The sequence below is a fragment of the Corallococcus sp. bb12-1 genome (genome assembly GCF_026626765.1).
GTDB classification, from domain to species: Bacteria; Myxococcota; Myxococcia; order Myxococcales; family Myxococcaceae; genus Corallococcus; species Corallococcus terminator.
The window spans coordinates 21,096-39,042 of the sequence record NZ_JAPNJZ010000007.1; the positions used below are offsets into that span (position 1 = coordinate 21,096).

Consider the following 17,947-nt stretch of genomic DNA (forward strand, 5'->3'; position numbering starts at 1 on the left):
CCCACGGGGGGCGCCCGTTTCGGGGCGCCTCCCAGGGCCGCACAGGAGGCTTCAGCGGGGCTTCAGGTCCCGAAGACCTTGTGGGCCACGCGGTCCAACACGTCCTTGCCCCAGACGATGCTGGCCTTGCCCAGGCGGTCCAGGTCGCGGGCGAACTCGCGGCCGTCGGGCATCACCGTGTACGTGCGGCTCAGGAACAGGCTGCCGCTGCCGGACTCGAAGTCCACGCTGCCGCCGCCGGTGTCCGTGCCTTCTTCCTGCTGCTGCCGGAAGCCCTCGATGATGCCGGGCTTGGGCGGCTCGCGGAACCGGTAGATGAGGGCGCTGGCCTTGAGGGAAGGGGGGGACTCGATGTGCTCGAAGGCGTACTGGCCCTCGCCGTTCATCATGCCGCCCAGGCCCTGTTCGTTGAGGCCTTCCGTGATGCCCGCGCCCTGCGACTGCAGGTACCACTTCACCAACTGACGGGCCGCATCCCGCGTCATCGGGCCCCCAGCGGCCGGCGCTGGACGCGCCATGCCGATGGTGGACAGCAGCCACTGCAGGCCGGTGGAAAGGGAGCGGCTCATGGGCGCTTCACTTCGCGGGAACGGTGCGATCCGCGACGCGGTTGAAGACTTCCTCGCCCCAGTTGAGGCTGGCTTCCACGAGCCGGTCGAGGTCTTCCTTGAACTGCTGCTCCGCCGGCAGGACGCCGTACGTGCGGCTCAGGAAGAGGCTCTTGTTCTCGGTCTCGTAGTCGACCTTGCCGCCGCCGGTGTCCGTGCCGGACTTCTCCTCGGCACGGAAACCGTCGATGACGCCCGGACGGGGCGCATCGCGGAAGCGGTAGATGAGGGCGCTGCACTTCAGCGCCCCCGACTCCTTCGAGTGCTCGAAGTAGATCTGCGCTTCGCCGAGGGCGGCGCCGCCAAATCCCTTCGCATTGAGCCCGGAGCCTTCCGTGTCTCCGTGGGCCCTCGTGAATGACTGCACCAGTCGCTGGGCTTCATCGAGCGTCATACGTGCAGTCATATCACACCGTCGGTTGACTAGAACTTACCCTGGCGCGCCTGGTCGAACGGGACGCGCTGGTTCAGGTAGGTGTCGTTGATGTTGTGCGCGCCGGAGAAGATGCTCTTCTCGGAGAAGTAGTGGATCTTCGCGTCCTTGCCCGCGTTGCGGATGAGGTCCAGGGGGCCCTTGCCGCTGGTGCCCAGACCGAACAGGCCCGGCACGGGGTCCTTGTCGTTCACGTAGTGCACGTACTTCGGGCCGTTCGGGTAGGTCGCGGCGGCGGCGCCGAAGGTCTCCACGGAGACCTTGCCGAGCTTCGCCTCGACCTGCGCGGGGGACAGCCCGTCTTCGATGCGCAGCCGCTTGGCCACGTCGTTGAGCGCGCGCGAGGTGATGAGACCGCCCTGGCTGTGCGCCATCAGGTGCACGTCACGGCCGGCCTTCAGCTCCGTGTAGAGCGAGTCCGCCAGCGTGTCCACGGCCGGGTTCTTGCCCTTGTCCATCTTGTCCGTGACGCACTGGCCCAGGTCCTTGAAGAAGCCCTCGGTGGAGTTGTGGATGCCGATGGTCTTCTGGCCCGTCTTGTCCGCGATGGCCTGCAGCGTCTCCTTCTGGCCCGCCATGTCCGTCATCATGCCGTTGACGTAGATGAGGGTGCCTTCGGTCTTCACGCCGTCCTTGGGCGTGTAGGCCGGGACCTGGCTCAGCGGGGTGCTGGCGTCGAACGTCTGGCCGCCGGCGCCCACCAGCTTGCCGTCGAACACCTTGTCCTTGGAGCCGGCCGGCGCGGTGAAGACGCTCGCGGGCGCCGCCGTGCGGACCGCGCTGTTCGTCGCGCGCGCGTCGAAGCCGTCCTTCACCTGGTTGGCCGGCTTGGCCGTCACGGCCGGAGCGGGCTTCGCGACCGCGGCCGGGGTAGTCGTCGGCGTGGTCGGCGTGGTGCGCGTGGCGTTGTTGATGCTGTTACGACCGCTCCCGATGGTTCCCATGGCTTGACGCTCCTGCGGATTCTTTGAAGGGGGGAAGGAAAGCTTGAGGCGTTGATCCATTCTCACCCCAAGCGCCCAAAAGTTGCGAGGGGGTCGCGGAATGTGTGTGACGCAGCGCGCAGCGGCTCGTTCACAGGGGACGTGGACCCGAAGACGGGCCGGCCGCTTCGGAAGGGGCGGATTAAGGTGACGGCATGGTCCAGAAAGGTCAGTTCCTGGAGCGCTCCACGCTCATCCCCGTGGGGGCCGGTCCAGAGGTGATGGAGGGCACGGTGCACCGGGGCCAGCGCTCGCCGCCGCTGCTCATCCTTCCGCCCCGGCCGGAGGAGGGGGGCGGCATGGACCACGTCCTGGCGGCGGAGGTGGCCTTCGCGACGGCGCGGGCGGGCTTTCCCACCCTGCGCTTCAACCACCGGGGCGTGGGGGCCAGCCAGGGCGTCCGGGGCACCGGAGGGGCGCTGGTGGAGGACGCGGAGGCCGCCATGCGGGTGGCGCTGGAGAACGCGGGCACGTCCGCGCTGGCGGTGGCGGCGCTGCACGGGGGCGCGCGCGTGGCGCTGGCGCTCCAGGAGCGGCATCCGGCGGTGGGCGGACTGTGTCTGGTGGCGCCGGAGGTGGATCCGCTGTCGCTCGTGCGACTGTCGTGTCCCCTGCTGGTGATTGTCGGGGCGGAGGACACCCGCCTGCCCCGGGCGGCACTGGCCGCCGCTGTCGCCGAGGCCGGGGGGGATTTAGAGGTCATCGACGATGCCGGAGCCACGTTCCACCGCAATCTTCCCCAGGTGGGTCGGGCCGTGGCGGTCTGGCTCCAGCGGCTGTCGGGTGGGTAGGGCAGGCGTGCAAACCTGCGGACTTCTTCACATTTCTTCATCCCCGACGCCTTGCACGGCCGGCCGGGGGGCGAACAGACTGGTGGGACAGACCCAATCGTCCCGCCGTGCGTTCGTAGTGGGTCTTCGAGGCGTCTTCGTTCAAGGAGTGTCCCGATGCGGATGAAGCGATGGAACGTGGTTCTCGCGGCGCTGGCCCTGTCGGCCTCGGCGTGTGCTTCCGCGTCGCGGGAGCCGGAGGTTGCGGCCGGGCCGGACGCGGTGGCCCAGGCGGAGGTGGCCCAGGCCGTGGCGGGGGGCTCGGATGACGTGGTGTCTGGCGCCATCGTGGTGGACTTCAAGGACGGCACCACCAAGGCGGAGTTCGACGCCTGGGAGCAGGCGTGGGGTGTGGACCTGGAGTTCAACTCCCTGGAAGGTCCCCGGACGGGTGTCACGCTGGCGGTGGGCGTGGACGACGTGGAGGACGTGCTCCAGCGCATCCGGCAGAACCCGGCGGTGGAGTCCGCCGAGCCGCTGATGCAGGTGCGCAGCAGCTTCACGCCCAATGATCCGCAGTACGAATCCCAGTGGAACCTGCGGATGATCGACATGCCCAAGGCCTGGGACGGCAACCGGGGCAAGGGCGTGGTGGTGGCGGTCATCGACACGGGCATCGCCTACGAGGACCACGAAGACTTCAAGCAGGTGCCGGACCTGAAGGGCGTGTCGTTCGTGAAGGGCTACGACTTCGTCAACGACGACGAGCACGCCAACGACGACCACGGCCACGGCACGCACGTGGCGGGCACCATCGCGCAGGCCACCAACAACGGCGAAGGCGTGGCGGGCGTGGCCTTCGACGCGACGCTGATGCCCCTCAAGGTGCTGAACCACTTCGGCAGCGGCACGTCGGCGGACATCGCGGACGCCATCCGCTTCGCGGCGGACCACGACGCGAAGGTCATCAACATGTCGCTGGGCGGTGGTCTGTACTCTCAGGTCATGGCCAGCGCGGTGGAGTACGCGCGCAAGAAGGGCGTCACCGTGGTGGCCGCGGCGGGCAACACCGGGCATGGCCGGGTGGAGTTCCCCGCGGCGTACCCGGGTGCGGTGGCGGTGAGCGCGGTGGGGCCGAGCGGCTCGCTCGCTCCGTACTCGTCCTACGGCAAGGAGCTGGACATCGCGGCACCCGGTGGTGACAAGAGCCGTGGCGACTCGGGCGGCATCCTGCAGAACACCATCGACCCGCGCGACCCGTCGCGCTCCGTCTACGCCTGGTACCAGGGCACCAGCATGGCCGCCCCGCACGTGGCCGCGGTCGCCGCGATGCTCTACGGCGCCGGCGCCAAGAACCCGGACGAGGTGGAGCAGGCGCTCTACGCCGGGGCGAAGGCGACGGGTGACCAGGCCTGGTCCGAGCAGTACGGCCACGGCGTCCTCAACGCCAACGCGTCGCTGAAGGCGTTCACGGGCGGCGGGCCGCGCTGGCCTTCTCTGGCCTGGGCCGCGGCGCTGCTGGCGGTGGTGCTGCTGACGCTGCGCGGCCGCGAGCGTCCGGGCTTCCTCAACATCCTCTTCCGCCCGGCGTTCTTCGTGCCGCTGGTCCTGTCCACGGTGGGCTTCTTCTTCCTGCGCACGTGGTTCACGGGCGCCTCGGGCGCGGCCGGCGACGTGGTCAACGTGGCCTCGCTGCCCATCCCGGACTGGCAGCGCATCATCTTCGGTCGGGCCACGGTGAGCCCGCTGTTCTACAGCGCGCTGATTCCGCTGGTGCTCTCGCTGCCAGCCATCACTTGGCGGGGCTTCCGTCCGGCGGTGGGCGGCCTGGCGCTCGGCTTCGCGGGCTTCCTGGCCTACGCGGCGTGGGTGGGCGCTCCGGCGCTGGCGTGGATGCCCTTCACCTTCCTGGCGAAGCCGTGGCTGGGCTTCAACACGGTGGTGTGCCTCGTCATCGCCCGCGCGATGCTCAAGCGGGAGGACGCATGAAGGTCTCCGGCACGGTGCAGTACCAGGACCTCGAGGGCGGGGTGTGGGTCCTGAAGGCCGACGACGGCAAGACGTACCAACTCGCGGGCGGTGACCGGAAGATCAAGAAGGACGGTCAGCGCATCTCCGCCGAGGGCAGCGTGCAACGGGACACCGTCACCGCCGCGATGGTGGGGCCGGTGTTCCACGTCACGTCGTACCAGGCGGACTGACGTCAGGACTGCTCAGCCCGCGCGGACTTGTGGCGCGGGCTGTCGCTCCAGGATGGTCTTCTGGAGGTGGCGGGCCAGCCGGGCCACCCCCTCCTCGATTCGTTCGGGCGTGAGGTAGCTGCAGGACAGCCGCAGCTCGTGCTCTCCCCCGGTGCCCAGGTAGAAGTAGCGCATGGGCGTCCAGAGGACGTGGAAGTTGCGCGCGGACTCCTCCAGCAGCGCTTCGTCCGCCTCGATGGGCAGCTTCATGACGAGGAAGAAGCCCCCGTCCGGCACGTTCCACGTCACGTCGCGCGCCCAGGCTTCGCTCTTGGGGAAGTGACGCTCGAGCGCCTGGAGCGTCGCGTCCATGTTCGTCTTGTAGAAGCGGATCGCCTCCTGGTTCGCCTCCAGCAGCCCGCCTTCATTGAGCACCAGCATGCCGCCGACGACGGCCTGGCTGAGCGCGGACGTGTTCACCGTCAGCAGGCTCTTGATCTTGGAGAACGCGTCCGCCAGCAATTGGTGCTGGCCCGCCGCGTCGGTGACACGCTGATCCGCCACGGCGTAGCCCAGGCGCAGCCCGGGGAACGCGGACTTCGAGAACGAGCCCAGGTAGATGACCTGCTGCCGGTCGTCGAGCGCCTTGAGGGTGGGCTTCCGGGAGCCCTCGCGGGAGAAGAACCCGTAGGGGTTGTCCTCGATGATGAGGAACTGCTCGCGCGCGGCCAGCTCCAACAGGCGATGGCGCGCGGGCTCCGGGAGGCTCCGGCCGGACGGGTTGGCGAAGTCCGCGACGAGGTAGAGCGCCCGGGGCTGCTTGCCCTGTGCGCGGAGCTCCCGCACCCTGGCCTCCAGCGCGTCCAGGTCGAGCCCGTCCGCGCGCTCGGGCACGGGGGCGACCTCGATGTCCAGCAGCCGCGCCGCGCCGGTGACCCCGATGTAGCAGGGCATGCCTACCAGCAGCACGTCCGTGGGCTTCGAGAACAGCGCGCGCAGGGTGATGAACGTCGCCTCCTGGCAGCCCACGGTGACGACGATGGATTCGGGGGCGACGCGGATGCCCTCGTCCTTCTCCAGCATCCGCGCCAGCAGCTCCCCGATGTGGCCATTGGTCCGGCCGTACTGGAACAGGAGGCTGGTGATCCGCGCGTCGTTGAAGCCGCGCTCCTCGCGCAGGTAACGCTGGTAGGCCTCCAGGTAGGTGGCGATCTGCTGGGGGTCGTAGAACTTCTCGTTCGGCCTGCCCGGAGCGAAGGAGATCGCCTCCGGGTAGCGGATCGCGATCTCGTTCAGGAAGTTCATCACGTCCAGGAGTGGATCACCCAGGGACGCATGCAGCAGGTCGGTGGTCAGCATCGCGGTGCAGGACGATAGGGGCCAGGGGTGGGGCAAGGCCAGCACCCCCGGGGTCGGACCTACAGGGAGCGCAGGCTGCTCAGCCCACCAGTTGCTGGCGCCGGGGCGGTGTTTGTCTCCGGGACCTTCGCGAACCCCACGCACAGCAGGCCAACGTCAGGGACGCTCGCCCTTGAGTTCGGGCGCATGGGCCTTGGACTGCCGGAGCCGCTCCTCTTCGTAGAGCTCCATGGGCATCTCGCCCTTGCGCACGGACTTGCGCAGCTGTTGCAGGGCCTTGCGCTCCGCCTGGAGGCCCGGGTCCGCGTCCTTCGCCAGCGGGGGCACCGGATGCTGGATGTCGTAGACGCTCAGCGACACGCCCCTTCCATCCACCAGGGCCAGGGCCACCAGGGACAGCGTCGCCGCCGCCACCCACGGCAGCAACTGGACGGCGAACAGCGGCACGGGCTTCGTGGCGCGCACCGCTTCCTCGTCCGGCGGCGTGCCGCGTCCCCAGACGGAAGGGACGTGCCGGGCTGCGGCGCGCAGGCCCAGCAGCGCCGTCCATCCCACGAGCGCCAGCCCCAGCACGGCCCGCCAGTCCGTCACGTCATCGGTCCCCGTGTCCTTCGCCAGCCCCGAGTGCGTGGCGACGAGGAACAGCACCGAGGACACCATGTTGTTGGCCGCGTGCGCCGCGATGCTCGGCCACAGCGAGCCGGTGCGCAGCAGCAGCCAGCCGAAGAGCAGCCCCAGCTCCGCGCGCGCGAGGAAGCCCACCGGATCCAGGTGGAAGGCGCTGAACACCACCGAGCTGATGATCAACGCGGGCCAGGGCGAGGCCGGGGCGGGCGGCGTCAGCGCGCGCTGGAAGAGGCCTCGGAAGAAGAACTCCTCACACAGCGGGGCGGCCACGGACACGCCGCCCAGGAGCAGCGCCAGCTCCACGGGCGTCTGGCCCTCGAACAGGCGCGAGGCGTCGAACATCTCCCGCAGCCACGGGGGCGCCACCCGCTGCGCCATGAACTGGAGGGGCACCACCACCGCGAAGAAGTTCGCCACGCCCAGCAGGAAGCCGAACAGGGCGGGCTTGCCCAGGAAGGGCGTGAGGCCGGTGTACTCGGCGGGCCGGAAGCCCGCGCGGCGCAGCATCACCCACGCGAGCCCCAGGAAGATGAACACCTCCGTGAACCACACGCCGAAGGAGGGGTTGAGCAACTGGGTGGTGGCCCCAAGGGTGATGAACAGACCGAAGGCCAGCGCCGCCGCGAGCAGCGGGTGGGGCGGATGGAGGGGCGGTGGCACGGTGGGCTCTACCGGCTGCGGGTCGCTGGAAGGCAGGCCTTCATCCACCGTGTCGTCTCCTGACCCTTCCGCGAAGCGGAGGGTGGGGTGCCGCGTTCGCTTCGGGGTGCGACGGGCCCTGGCTCAGGCCCGGTGCAGGTAGCCGCGGATGTCGTCCGCGAGCGGGTTCTTCCGGGGCAGCTCGGCCGCCGAGGCAGGGTCGCCCAGCCTCAGCTTCTTGTCCTCTTCCACGAGGATGCGCTGATCCAAAAGGTACTCCACCGCGTTCTCGAGCGTCGTCTTCGCCAGCGACTCGGAGGCGGTGATGCGCCCGGCGTTGTACTCCACGCGCCCTGTCTCCAGCGCCAGCTTGACGAAGGACTTGCGGTCGGTGGCGATGCCCGCGGCCACGTCGGGCAGGGTCATCGCCGCCAGCAGGTAGGCCTCCAGGAAGTCGCGCAGCAGGTCCGCCAGGAACTCCAGCTCCGGCTGCGCGTGCGCCTCCGGGGCCTGCTTGAGCGTGTCGCCCTCGTGGATGATCAGGCCCATGCGCACGAGCCGCTCCACGCACTCGGCGAAGATGGTGTCGAACGTCGCGCCCACCCGGTAGATGAACTCCACCTTGAAGAGGCGCGACAGGAACAGCGCGCGGGCCTTCACGGTGTCATACGGCGCGGGCGTGCCGGCGAGCAGCGCGTTGGCCACGAGGCTGCGCGCGGCCATCAGGTTCATCAGCGTGTTCTTGTAGAAGGACATCTCCGGACGGCGCGAGTCCTCCACCTGATAGCTGACCTCGTTGCGCGCTTCCTTCGTGCGCACCATCTCGTCGGAGATGAACTCGCGCATCGCGTCCTGGATGGGTCCCAGCGTCTCCGGGTTGCTGGGCGCGTTGGCGAGCTCCGCGGACAGCCGCGCGCCATCCTCCACGGCGATGCGGCGCAGCAGGCTGATCCGGTCCGTGAGCTCGCGCTGGGTGAGGCCGCGGCGGCGGTGGGCCAGCAGCGACGCGCTCACCAGCGCGTGCGGCGTGACGGTGGACACCTTGCTGATGCCGTACATCACCCGGTTGCCCAGCGCGCGGACCAGGCCCTTCTTCTGCTCGTCCGTCACCGGCTCCTGAGGCGACAGGCCACGCGCCTTCATGAACTCCACCAGGGACAGCGGCTCGTCGAACGTCAGGTGGATGCGTCCGTAGCGCGCCGCCAGCACCTTGGGCGCGCTCAACAGGGCCTTCAGGTCCTCGGGCTTCTTCTCCCCGCCAGCCAGCTCCTTCGAATAGCTGTCGGACTCCACGACCTTCTCGTAGTCGATGGAGACGGGCACGAAGTAGAGGTCGTTGCGCGCGCCGTCCAGCACCGCCTCCACCTGCCACGTGAGCATGCCCAGCTTGGGCGTGAGCAGCTTGCCCGTGCGCGAGCGGCCGCCCTCGGGGAAGAACTCCTGGTGGATGCCGTCGTGCACCAGCTTCTTGATGTACGCCTTGAAGGACGCGGCGTAGACCTTGTCGCCCTTGAACGAGCGGCGCAGGAAGAACGCGCCGCAGCGGCGGAACAGCGGGCCCAGCGGCCAGAAGGACAGGTTGGCGCCCGCGGCGACCAGCGGCGCGGTGTAGCCGCGGTTCCACAGCACCCAGCTCATCACCAGGTAGTCCACGTGGCTCTTGTGGCTGGGGCAGAGCACCACGGGCGCGCGCCCCGCGGCCTTGAGCGCGCGGTGCAGGCCCGCCTCGTCCACGCCGATGCCGTCGTAGATGCGGTTGAAGACCCACTCCAGCAGCGGCGCGATGAGGGCCAGCACGGACGGGTTGGGCCTGGCCGCGATGGCCTCCAGGTTGCGCTTGGCCTCGCGCTGCACGCTCGCGGGCTTGCGGCCGGTGGCGGCCGCGTGCTCATCCAGCACCTTGCGCAGGTGACGGTCGCGCAGCGTCTCCTCGATGAGCCGGTCGGTGGGCTTCTGCGGCGGGCCGAACACCGCGCGCGTCTCCCGGGACAGGTACACGTGCAGCGTGCTGCGCACCTTGCGCGCCAGCACCTCGTCGGTCGCCTGGGGGTTCTCCTCGATGAAGCGGCGCAGGTCGATGGGCTCTCCCACGCGGAACTGCGCGCGCTTGTAGTTGCGGAAGAACGCCACCATCGAGTGCACGAAGCCCGGCGCTTCCGGACTGCCGAACACCACGTCGCGCCAGCCCGGCTTCAGCTTGGCGGCGCGCTTCTCCCAGACGAACAGCTCCGGCACCAGGAACACCGGCCGGTCCGCGCCGCGCGCCAGCCGCACCAGGGCGGGGAAGGGGTCCTCGCGCGTCTCCTTGCCGGAGGCGTGCAGGAGCGCCGTGCGCCGCAGGAACACGAGCCCGCTGCCGCCCTGCTGCAGGGCATAGCGGAAGCGCTCCTCCACCGCGCCACCCTGGGCCGTCTGGCGCCAGGGCCGGGTGAACCAGGGTCGCAGGTTCACCACCGCGCGGATGGGCGGCATGGCCCGGCGGACCATGGCCCACGCGATGTAGAGGAAGTTGATCCAGGCCGTGGTGCGCATGACGTGCACCACGAAGCCCCGGGCGCTGAGCGCACGCAGTTCGTTCTCGGCCTCGGGGGGGAAGTGCACCCCGTCGAAGTACCGTGCCCCGAGCACCCGGGACATGGGACCGAATTCCTCCTTCAAGGCCTCTCCTTGCGTCACGGTCTGCGCCAGCGCGGTTTCCACGGCAGCCCCCCAGGCTACATGTTTTCCGGCGTCGGGATGCCCAAGAGCGTCAGGCCCGCCGCCAGGGTGATGCGCGTCGCGTCCGTGAGGGCCAGTCGCGCCGCGCGCAGCGCGTCATTGTCCTCGACGAGGATGCGCTTCTCGCGATCCTTGTTGCCGGCGGTGTAGTAGCGGCTGTACGCCGCCGCCACGTCCAGCAGCAGTCGCGCTACGAGGCTCGGCTCGTACTGCTCCGCCGCCGCGCGCACCGTGTCCGGCAGGCGCATGAGCTCGCGCACCAGGGCCTGCTCCTCGGGGAGCGTCAGGAGCGCCGGATCATGGCTCGCCGGAACACCGCCGCCCTTGCGCAGCACGGTCGCGCTGCGCGCGTGCGCGTACTGGAGATAGGGACCGGTGTGCCCCTCGGGGCTGGTCACCTCGTCCCAGTCGAAGGTGTAGTCGCTGGCGCGGTTGTGCTTCAGATCGCCGAAGACGATGGCGCCCAGGCCGATCTGCTCCGCGAGGCCATCGGGATCATCGGTCACGAGGTTGCCCGAGGCGATGTTCGCCTCCACGAGCTTGAGCACGCGCTCCTTGGACTCGTCCAGGACCTGATCCAGCTCCACCACCTGGCCCTTGCGCGTGCTCATGCCGTGGATGCGGCCGAACGGCACGTGGATGCACTTGTCCGCCCACGGCTGTCCCATCTCCGTGAGGGTGCGGAACACCTGGCGGAAGTGCAGCGCCTGATCCTGCGCGACGACGTAGAGCGACTTGTCGAAGTTGAACCGCGCGTGACGGTCCTCGGCGGCGGCCAGGTCGCGCGTGGCGTACAGCGTGCTGCCGTCGTTCTTCTTCAGGAGGACGGGCGGCTCGTTCTCCGCGTAGGGCATGTCCACGATGATGGCGCCCTGGGACTCCTTCACGCCGGGCTTCTTCGCGATCTGCGCGATGACGGCGTCCATGCGGTCCTGGTAGCGGCTCTCGCCCTCGATGTGCTCGAAGTCGATGCCCATGCGCTTGTAGATGCGCTTGAAGCCCTTGAGGCTCGTCTCGCGGAACTGGTTCCAGAGCTTCATCGCCTCCGGCTCGTTGGCCTCCATGCGGCGGAAGAACTCGCGGGCCTTCTCGTCGAAGGCGGGGTCTTCACCGGCGCGCTTGTTGGCCTGGACGTACACCTGGACCAGGTGTGCCATGTCCTCCCGGAGCTCCTCCTTGCCGAACTCCTGGAAGCCCACGGCCACGAGGCCGAACTGCTTGCCCCAGTCTCCCAGGTAGTTGACGCCCTCCACGCGCCAGCCGAGCGCCCGGTAGAGGTTCGCGATGCAGTGGCCCAGGAACGTGGTGCGGATGTGGTGGAAGCCAATGGGCTTGGCGATGTTGGGCGACGAGTAGTCGATGACCACCGTCCTGCCCTTGCCCTCCTCGGCGTCGCTGCCGTAGGCGATGCCCGCCAGACGCACGCTGTCGATGATCTCCTGGGTGAAGGGCAGGGGAAGGAAGCGCGCGTTGACGTATGGGCCCACGGCCTTCACCTCCAGGCCGGGGACCTGGAGCGACTGCGCGAGCGACGCGGCGATGGCGGGCGGCGCCTTCTTCTGCGCCTTGGCGAGGGGGAAGGTGGCGAAGCTCAGGTCGCCGTGCGCGGGATCCGCGGGCTTGACCTGTGCTTCGATGTCGGCGGCGGGGACGCCCAGGGCCCCGGCAAGAGCCTGGGCGAACGCGGCGCGGTAGCGGGAATAGACGGATGTGCTCATGGGCCGCGCGGATACTACCCAAGGCGGGGCGTCTTCCTGCCACCTCTTCTGTGGGGAAGACGCCCGGGGCGTTGTTCAGGGCACTGCGGGGCCGCGATTCTTGGGGCGGACCACGGCGGCCACGGTGTCCAGCAGCTTGGGCAGCTTCAGGGGCTTCTCGAAGAACCCATCGATGCGATCCGGCCCTTCACCCGAGGTGAGGGACGCGACGTCGCTCGCGCCGGAGATGATGTAGACGACCACGTCCGCCAGCGACTCGGTGGTGCGGATGAAGTGCAGCACGGAGCGCCCGTCCTCCCCGGACAGCCGCAGGTCCAGCAGCACCATGGCCGGCCGGATGTGGGACAGGATGGAGCGCGCCTCGGCGGCACCGGACGTGGCCATCACCCGGTAGCCCTCCTGCTCCAGCACCTGCTCCAGCACCTCGCGGCAGTCCACGTCGTCCTCCACCAGGAGGATGCCGCCCGCCTTGGGAGCGGCCTGGTTCAGGTCCGGGGCGCTGACGGCGCTCGCGAACAGGGGCAGGACCATCTCGAACGTGCTGCCCTCGCCCAGGATGCTGGTGGCGTCCACGCGGCCGCCGTGCAGCGCGACGATCTTCGCGACCAGGGGCAGGCCCAGGCCCGCGCCCGGGGGACGCGGCATGCCAGGCTGCGCGCGGTAGAACGAGTCGAAGACATGCTCCAGCGCCTCGGCGGACATGCCCTGGCCGGAGTCCTTCACGGTGAGGGTGCCCAGGCCCTCGCCAGACGCCACGCGGACCTCGACGACGTCGTCGGTCTCGCTGTGGTGGATGCCGTTCTCGATGAGGTTGTGGATGGCCTCGGAGATGCGCTCGCGGTCGCCGCGGACAAACACCTCCGGACAGGGCGGTATCACCACCCGCACGCGGCTGTGCTCGGCGACAGCGCCCAGCCCCCGCACCACCTCTTCCGCCACGGCCTTGAGGCCGAAGGGGCGCTGGTTGAGCTGCATCTTCCCGGAGGACAGCCGGGACATCAGCACCAGGTCGTTCACCTGCTGGAGCAGCCGGTCGGAGTTCCGGTCGCAGATCTGCACCGCGCGGCGCTGTCCGTCCGTCAGGGTGCCCAGCTTCTCCCGGCCCAGCATGGCCAGGTAGGCCTTGATGGTGGTGAGCGGGTTCTTCAGATCATGGGACACATTGCCGAGCAGCTCCTCGCGGTTCTGCTCCAGGCTCTTGAGGCCCGCGATGGCCGTCTGCAGGTCCTTGTTGCGCCGGGCGCTGTCGTCGCGCAGCCGGGCCACCTCGTAGGCGGCGGTGAGCTGGGATGCCAGAGACTGCATCAGGATGTCGGACGCCTTGCGCCGAGCGCCCAGGACCACGAGCACGCCCGTCACGCCCTGCGGACCCTCCAGGGGCACGGCGACGGTGTCGTCCTCGCGCAGCAGGACCTTGTCGGTGAAGCAGCGGCCCACCACGCCCTCGCCCGGGACGGCGGCGGTGACGCGCTCGTCGTACCGGCCGCGCACGTGCTCGACGTGGAGCTGGTTGCGCGACGGGAAGTGGCGCGCGACGTAGCAGACCTTCGGCTTGAGCAGCGTGTGGAGGGTCTGGAGCTGGGCGCGCAGGGCCTCGGTGGGGCCCGCGTTGTCAGTCAGCTGCCGGCCCATCTCCAGCAGCGCCTGGGCGGCGGAGTCCGTATCCACGGGAGGCGGAGGCTTCGCCGCCCGCTTCGGTGGGGCCTTCTTCGCGGGAGTGGCGGCGGGACGCAGCTGCACCACTTCTGCGAGCTGCGGATCCTTCTTCTTCGAGGGCACGCGTGAATCCTGCTTCATGTCTCGCGTGGGAGGGAACCGCCGTGGTGTCGGCCAGCCCCCGGGGAGGGGGGCCGTGTCAGGTGCCCGACAGCCCGGAGGTTCGCCGCCTGCCCTAGGCCCGGCGCTGGATGCGGCCGTCCTTGTCCAGGCTGAAGGGCTCCACGAGGGCCGACTGCACCTTCTCCTGGTAGCCCTGCACGCCAAACCCGCTCTCCGCCAGGGCGGCCAGGGCGGCGGTCTGCACGCGCCGGGCGGTGTCCTCGTTGGTGAGCAGCTGGAGCAGGGGCTCGCGCGCCGGCTCGTACTTCAGGGGCCCCAGGAGGTTGATGGCGGCGATCTTCACGTCATCGGACATGTCCTCCAGGAAGGGGAGGACGGCGGCGGCCACGCGCGGATCCTGCTTGCCCACGACGTGGTGGAGCAGGACGACCTTCTTCTCCGGGTCGCGCGTGTAGCGGGACGACAGGTGCTGGAGCGTGTCGACGATGACGCCCATCAACGCGTCCTCGGCCAGCAGCTCCTGCAGCACGCGCAGCGCCCAGGAGGTGGCGTGGTCGCTCTGCTTGAGGAAGGCGCTCACCGGGGCGACGGCGTCCTGGCCGAAGCCCTTGATGAGCTCGAAGGTGTGCTCCTTCTCATCCGCGTCGGTGGTGAGCGGGTCCACGGTGATGGTGAACCGGCTGAGCAGCACCGTGACGGCCTCGGGGTACTTCATCTCCCCCAACTGCTGGAGGGCCTTCTGCCGCGTGGAAGGCTCCCCGTACTTCTGGGTCACCTTGGATTTGAGCTTGAGGGCTTTTTCGGGGCCCGAGCCGCCCGTGAGGAAATCGAAGAGACCCATAGGTACGTACCCGCTCCGGATTCGGAAGGTGGAGGCGCCATGTAGGACGGGGCGCCTTCCAGGACAAGAGGCAACAAGAGGTACCACGCGGCAACCACACTACAGGTTCAACTCCCGGCGCACGTCGCCCCGGTAGCCCTTCGCCAGTGTTTCCGCGGCGGCGCGGACCTCATCGGTGACGTCCTCGGGCACCTTCACCTGGAGGATCAGGTACATGTCGCCAGGCGTTCCGCCCCGGAGCGACGGCACGCCGCGCCCCTTGAGCCGCATCTTCCGACCGGACTGCGAACCGGGGGGCACCCGCAACGTCACCTCACCCTGGAACGTGGGCACGCGCACCTCACCGCCCAAGAGCGCCTCGGCCACTGTCACCGGCAGATCCATGGACAGGTCGTCGCCCTCGCGGCGCACCAGCGGATGCTCGGCCACCTCGGTCTCGATGTAGAGGTCGCCAGGAGCCCCTCCATGGACGCCCGCCGCGCCCTGACCGGCGAGCCGCACCTTGGAGCCCGTAAGGACGCCCGCCGGAATCTTCACCGTCAGCCGGGTCGTCTCCTCCTTGATGCCGCTGCCCCCGCACTGCGAGCAGGGCTCCGGGGCCCGGCCGCTGCCATGGCAGGTAGGGCACACGCCCGAGCCGCCGAACATGGCCCCGCCCCGTCGCGCCCGGCCCGTGCCGTTGCAGGTGGGGCAGCTGACGAGCTTCCCGGTGTGCCCCTCGCCATGGCACTTGCTACAGCGGCCCGGGCGCTGGAGGGACAGCGTGCGCTCGGTGCCGGAGACGGCCTCGGCGAGCGAAATCTGGACCTTGGTCGTCAGGTCGTCGCCGCGCTCGGCCGCCGTGGCCCGGCTGCCACCCCGGCCCCGTCCGAAGAGGTCGCCCACATCGAAGCCGCCGCCGTGCCCGCCGCTCCCTGACCGCCCGAAGATGTCGTTGAACAGGTCGCCCAGGTCCACGCCCTCGGTGCTGAAGGGAATGCCCCCGCCGCCGCTGCCCCCGGCCGCCTGGGCCGCCCGGTACTGCCGGTAGGCCGTGGCCTTCTTCTCGTCGAAGCCGATCTTCTCCGCGTCCTCGCCGAACTCGTCGTAGAGCGCGCGCTTTTTCGGGTCGCCGAGGACCTCGAAGGCGCTGTTGATGCGCTTGAACTTTTCCTCCGCCGCCTTGTCCCCGGGGTTGACATCCGGGTGGTGCTGGCGCGCCAGCTTCCGGAAGGCCTTCTTGAGCTCGTCCGCGGACGCCGTCCGTGGCACGCCCAGAATCTGGTAGTAGTCGTCCGCCATAGTTCTCGCCGTGCAGTACCCGACAGCCAAGAACGTAACCAGTGGGTCGGTGAGCGCCAGCACGGGATGTCGAGACAGGGCCGGGATGGTTACAGTCGCCGGAAGATGAGGAAGGCCATGCCAGCACCACGCGGGCGTCGAATGGTCCCCCTGTGGCTGGCGTGCTGGCTCCTGGGGACCCCCCTCTGGCCCGGGACGGCGGCCCACGCCACGCCGCCGGACGCCCCCGCCCGGGAGGGCAGGGTGGTGGACCGTGTCGTCGCGGTCATCGAAGGGCAGGTCCTGACCCAGAGCGAGCTGGAGATGGAGGCCCGGGTGGCGCTGATCCAGCGAGGGGCCGTGCAGGTCGCCGCCGTGCCGCTGGACGAGCAGACGCTCCAGGGGGCCCTGGAGCTGTCCATCAACCAGCGCATCCAGGTCCTGAGCGCGGACCGGCTCCAGGCCTTCCCGGCGGAGCCCTCGGAGGTGGAGGCCCGGCTGGGCGCATTCCGCACGAGGCTGGGAGGGGAGGAGGCGCTGCGGCGCTTCCTCGCCCGGCATGACGTGGACCAGGACGCCCTGGTGGCCGTGCTGGCACGGGGGCTCCGGGCGGAGCGAATCCTGGACAGCCGGGTCCGGTTGAAGGCACAGGTGAGCGAGGCGGAGGTTCGTCACCACTACGACGAACACCGGGACCTGTACCCCGGCGAGTTCGACCAGGCGGCGCGCACGGCCATCCGCGAACAGCTGGTGCGGGCGCGCTACGGGGAGCTGGCGGCCCAGGCCCTGGCTGAAGTACGCAAGTCGGCGCAGGTGCGGCGGGTGGCGCCCTTCGCGCGGGAGGCACGGCGATGAGACGGCTGCGGGAGGACGGGACTCCCGAAAAGGCGCAGGGTTTCGTGATCCGGCAGATGACCGTGGAGGACATGCCGGCGGTGATGGCGCTGGAGAAGGCGTCCTTCAAGAACCCCTGGTCTCACGAGCTGCTCGGGCGCGAGCTCCAGCATGACTGGTCCACCATCCTCCTCGTGGAGGAGCCCCTGCCCGAGGGCGGCGTGGAGTTGCTGGGGCTGGCCATCTTCTGGATCGTCCACGACGAGGTCCACGTGCTCAACGTGGCCACCGCCCCCGTCCACCGGCGCCGGGGTGTGGCGCGCACGGTGATGGAGGAGGTGCTGCGCCGGGGCGTGGGCCGCCGCTGCTCCCTGGCCACCCTGGAGGTGCGCCGGGGCAACGAGTCCGCGCTCAACCTCTACCGCTCGCTGGGCTTCCGGGCGGTCGGCATCCGTCCGAACTACTACGCGGACGAGGGCGAGGACGCGATCGTGATGGTCCTCGACTTCTAGGGTTGCGCGGAGTAGAGCGTCCGGCCGTTGTCGCAGTCCCAGGTTTTTCGGGTGTCTGGTGGAATCAACCCGGGGTCCTCTGGCCGCTTCTGGCCCAGGGGCAAGCCATGCTTGACACCCGGGGGCCCCTCCCTATACTCGCGGGCCTTTCTGTAGCCTGTAGGTAGATATGCTCCGCTTTCGTGTATCCGGAAGCGGTTCCCATCGAAGAAGAGGTTTCAGTGCCGACCATCAGCCAGCTCGTCCGCAAGGGCCGCGAGAAGCTCAACATCAAGGGCAAGAGCCCTGCCCTGAAGGAGTGCCCCCAGAAGCGCGGCGTGTGCACCCGCGTCTACACCACGACTCCGAAGAAGCCGAACTCCGCGCTCCGCAAGGTGGCCCGCGTTCGTCTGACCAACGGGATCGAGGTCACCTCGTACATCCCCGGCGTGGGTCACAACCTCCAGGAGCACTCGGTGGTGATGATCCGCGGAGGCCGCGTGAAGGACCTCCCGGGCGTTCGCTACCACATCATCCGCGGCACGCTGGACTCCGTGGGCGTTGCCGGTCGCAAGCAGAGCCGTTCGAAGTACGGCGCGAAGCGTCCCAGCTAGTCGGTCCCCCGCGCGTCGTTGGCGCGGAACACCTTCGCTGTCCTTGAAGCTGTGTTGGACGCTGGCCCCACACCCTGGGGAGTGTCCCTGGAA

At 69.5% G+C, this 17,947-nt stretch carries 16 protein-coding genes; 6 read left to right on the forward strand and 10 right to left on the reverse strand.

The window, feature by feature from the left end:
• Positions 1-62: 62 nt before the first annotated feature.
• The 3 genes from OV208_RS10800 to OV208_RS10810 are packed head-to-tail and all read right to left on the reverse strand — an operon-like array spanning position 63 to position 1,985.
• Positions 63-569, reverse strand: a complete 507-nt coding sequence (locus tag OV208_RS10800) for a hypothetical protein (RefSeq protein WP_267573751.1) — start codon at positions 567-569, stop codon at positions 63-65.
• 7 nt (positions 570-576) lie between these two features.
• On the reverse strand, positions 577-1,002 hold the full coding sequence (locus OV208_RS10805; protein WP_267573752.1) for a hypothetical protein: 426 nt from the start codon (positions 1,000-1,002) through the stop codon (positions 577-579).
• 29 nt (positions 1,003-1,031) lie between these two features.
• Positions 1,032-1,985: a hypothetical protein gene (locus OV208_RS10810; RefSeq protein WP_267573753.1), complete on the reverse strand. Its 954-nt coding sequence runs from the start codon at positions 1,983-1,985 to the stop codon at positions 1,032-1,034.
• 194 nt (positions 1,986-2,179) lie between these two features.
• On the opposite strand from OV208_RS10810, the gene OV208_RS10815 reads away from it, so the two are divergent.
• From OV208_RS10815 to OV208_RS10825, 3 genes are all read left to right on the forward strand, one after another.
• Positions 2,180-2,815: a serine aminopeptidase domain-containing protein gene (locus OV208_RS10815; RefSeq protein ID WP_267573754.1), complete on the forward strand. Its 636-nt coding sequence runs from the start codon at positions 2,180-2,182 to the stop codon at positions 2,813-2,815.
• Between the two features lie 156 nt (positions 2,816-2,971).
• Positions 2,972-4,783 carry a S8 family serine peptidase gene (locus tag OV208_RS10820; RefSeq protein WP_267573755.1) on the forward strand — a complete coding sequence of 604 codons (1,812 nt, stop codon included), beginning with the start codon at positions 2,972-2,974 and terminating at the stop codon, positions 4,781-4,783.
• Positions 4,780-4,995 (forward strand): DUF5818 domain-containing protein, encoded by a 216-nt coding sequence (locus OV208_RS10825; protein WP_120541780.1) that lies wholly within the window; start codon positions 4,780-4,782, stop codon positions 4,993-4,995. Before OV208_RS10820 ends, OV208_RS10825 begins: the two co-directional genes overlap by 4 nt.
• Positions 4,996-5,007: 12 nt before the next feature.
• On the opposite strand, the gene OV208_RS10830 is transcribed toward OV208_RS10825, so the two are convergent.
• From OV208_RS10830 to OV208_RS10860, 7 genes are all read right to left on the reverse strand, one after another.
• Positions 5,008-6,333, reverse strand: a complete 1,326-nt coding sequence (locus OV208_RS10830; RefSeq protein WP_267573756.1) for a PLP-dependent aminotransferase family protein — start codon at positions 6,331-6,333, stop codon at positions 5,008-5,010.
• 156 nt (positions 6,334-6,489) lie between these two features.
• Complete coding sequence (locus tag OV208_RS10835; protein ID WP_267573757.1) at positions 6,490-7,668, reverse strand: type II CAAX endopeptidase family protein; 1,179 nt, start codon at positions 7,666-7,668, stop codon at positions 6,490-6,492.
• Positions 7,669-7,743: 75 nt separating this feature from the next.
• Entirely contained in the window at positions 7,744-10,299 is a 2,556-nt protein-coding gene (locus OV208_RS10840; protein ID WP_267573758.1) for a 1-acyl-sn-glycerol-3-phosphate acyltransferase, read from the reverse strand.
• A gap of 14 nt (positions 10,300-10,313) precedes the next feature.
• Positions 10,314-12,035: an arginine--tRNA ligase gene (argS, locus tag OV208_RS10845; RefSeq protein ID WP_267573759.1), complete on the reverse strand. Its 1,722-nt coding sequence runs from the start codon at positions 12,033-12,035 to the stop codon at positions 10,314-10,316.
• Between the two features lie 75 nt (positions 12,036-12,110).
• Positions 12,111-13,814: a hybrid sensor histidine kinase/response regulator gene (locus OV208_RS10850; protein WP_267573760.1), complete on the reverse strand. Its 1,704-nt coding sequence runs from the start codon at positions 13,812-13,814 to the stop codon at positions 12,111-12,113.
• 112 nt (positions 13,815-13,926) lie between these two features.
• Positions 13,927-14,655 carry a HEAT repeat domain-containing protein gene (locus OV208_RS10855; RefSeq protein WP_267573761.1) on the reverse strand — a complete coding sequence of 243 codons (729 nt, stop codon included), beginning with the start codon at positions 14,653-14,655 and terminating at the stop codon, positions 13,927-13,929.
• A gap of 99 nt (positions 14,656-14,754) precedes the next feature.
• Positions 14,755-15,936, reverse strand: a complete 1,182-nt coding sequence (locus tag OV208_RS10860) for a DnaJ C-terminal domain-containing protein (protein ID WP_267574277.1) — start codon at positions 15,934-15,936, stop codon at positions 14,755-14,757.
• Between the two features lie 117 nt (positions 15,937-16,053).
• On the opposite strand from OV208_RS10860, the gene OV208_RS10865 reads away from it, so the two are divergent.
• The 3 genes from OV208_RS10865 (at position 16,054) to rpsL (ending at position 17,854) form a co-directional block, all read left to right on the forward strand.
• Entirely contained in the window at positions 16,054-16,770 is a 717-nt protein-coding gene (locus OV208_RS10865) for a hypothetical protein (protein WP_420715007.1), read from the forward strand.
• The gene (gene rimI, locus OV208_RS10870) at positions 16,767-17,261 is read left to right on the forward strand and encodes a ribosomal protein S18-alanine N-acetyltransferase (protein ID WP_267573763.1); all 495 of its coding nucleotides are present in this window, start codon (positions 16,767-16,769) and stop codon (positions 17,259-17,261) included. The genes OV208_RS10865 and rimI overlap by 4 nt, the downstream gene beginning before the upstream one ends.
• Before the next feature lie 221 nt (positions 17,262-17,482).
• Positions 17,483-17,854: a 30S ribosomal protein S12 gene (gene rpsL / locus OV208_RS10875; protein WP_014395857.1), complete on the forward strand. Its 372-nt coding sequence runs from the start codon at positions 17,483-17,485 to the stop codon at positions 17,852-17,854.
• The last annotated feature ends 93 nt before the right edge of the window (positions 17,855-17,947 follow it).

What these genes read in the sequence shown, in the direction of transcription:
- OV208_RS10800 (WP_267573751.1), bottom strand. Translation starts at nt 569, where the DNA reads ATGAGCCGCTCCCTTTCCACCGGCCTGCAGTGGCTGCTGTCCACCATC.
- OV208_RS10805 (WP_267573752.1), bottom strand. Translation starts at nt 1,002, where the DNA reads ATGACGCTCGATGAAGCCCAGCGACTGGTGCAGTCATTCACGAGGGCC.
- OV208_RS10810 (WP_267573753.1), bottom strand. Translation starts at nt 1,985, where the DNA reads ATGGGAACCATCGGGAGCGGTCGTAACAGCATCAACAACGCCACGCGC.
- OV208_RS10815 (WP_267573754.1), top strand. Translation starts at nt 2,180, where the DNA reads ATGGTCCAGAAAGGTCAGTTCCTGGAGCGCTCCACGCTCATCCCCGTG.
- OV208_RS10820 (WP_267573755.1), top strand. Translation starts at nt 2,972, where the DNA reads ATGCGGATGAAGCGATGGAACGTGGTTCTCGCGGCGCTGGCCCTGTCG.
- OV208_RS10825 (WP_120541780.1), top strand. Translation starts at nt 4,780, where the DNA reads ATGAAGGTCTCCGGCACGGTGCAGTACCAGGACCTCGAGGGCGGGGTG.
- OV208_RS10830 (WP_267573756.1), bottom strand. Translation starts at nt 6,333, where the DNA reads ATGCTGACCACCGACCTGCTGCATGCGTCCCTGGGTGATCCACTCCTG.
- argS (WP_267573759.1), bottom strand. Translation starts at nt 12,035, where the DNA reads ATGAGCACATCCGTCTATTCCCGCTACCGCGCCGCGTTCGCCCAGGCT.
- OV208_RS10855 (WP_267573761.1), bottom strand. Translation starts at nt 14,655, where the DNA reads ATGGGTCTCTTCGATTTCCTCACGGGCGGCTCGGGCCCCGAAAAAGCC.
- OV208_RS10860 (WP_267574277.1), bottom strand. Translation starts at nt 15,936, where the DNA reads ATGGCGGACGACTACTACCAGATTCTGGGCGTGCCACGGACGGCGTCC.
- OV208_RS10865 (WP_420715007.1), top strand. Translation starts at nt 16,054, where the DNA reads ATGCCAGCACCACGCGGGCGTCGAATGGTCCCCCTGTGGCTGGCGTGC.
- rimI (WP_267573763.1), top strand. Translation starts at nt 16,767, where the DNA reads ATGAGACGGCTGCGGGAGGACGGGACTCCCGAAAAGGCGCAGGGTTTC.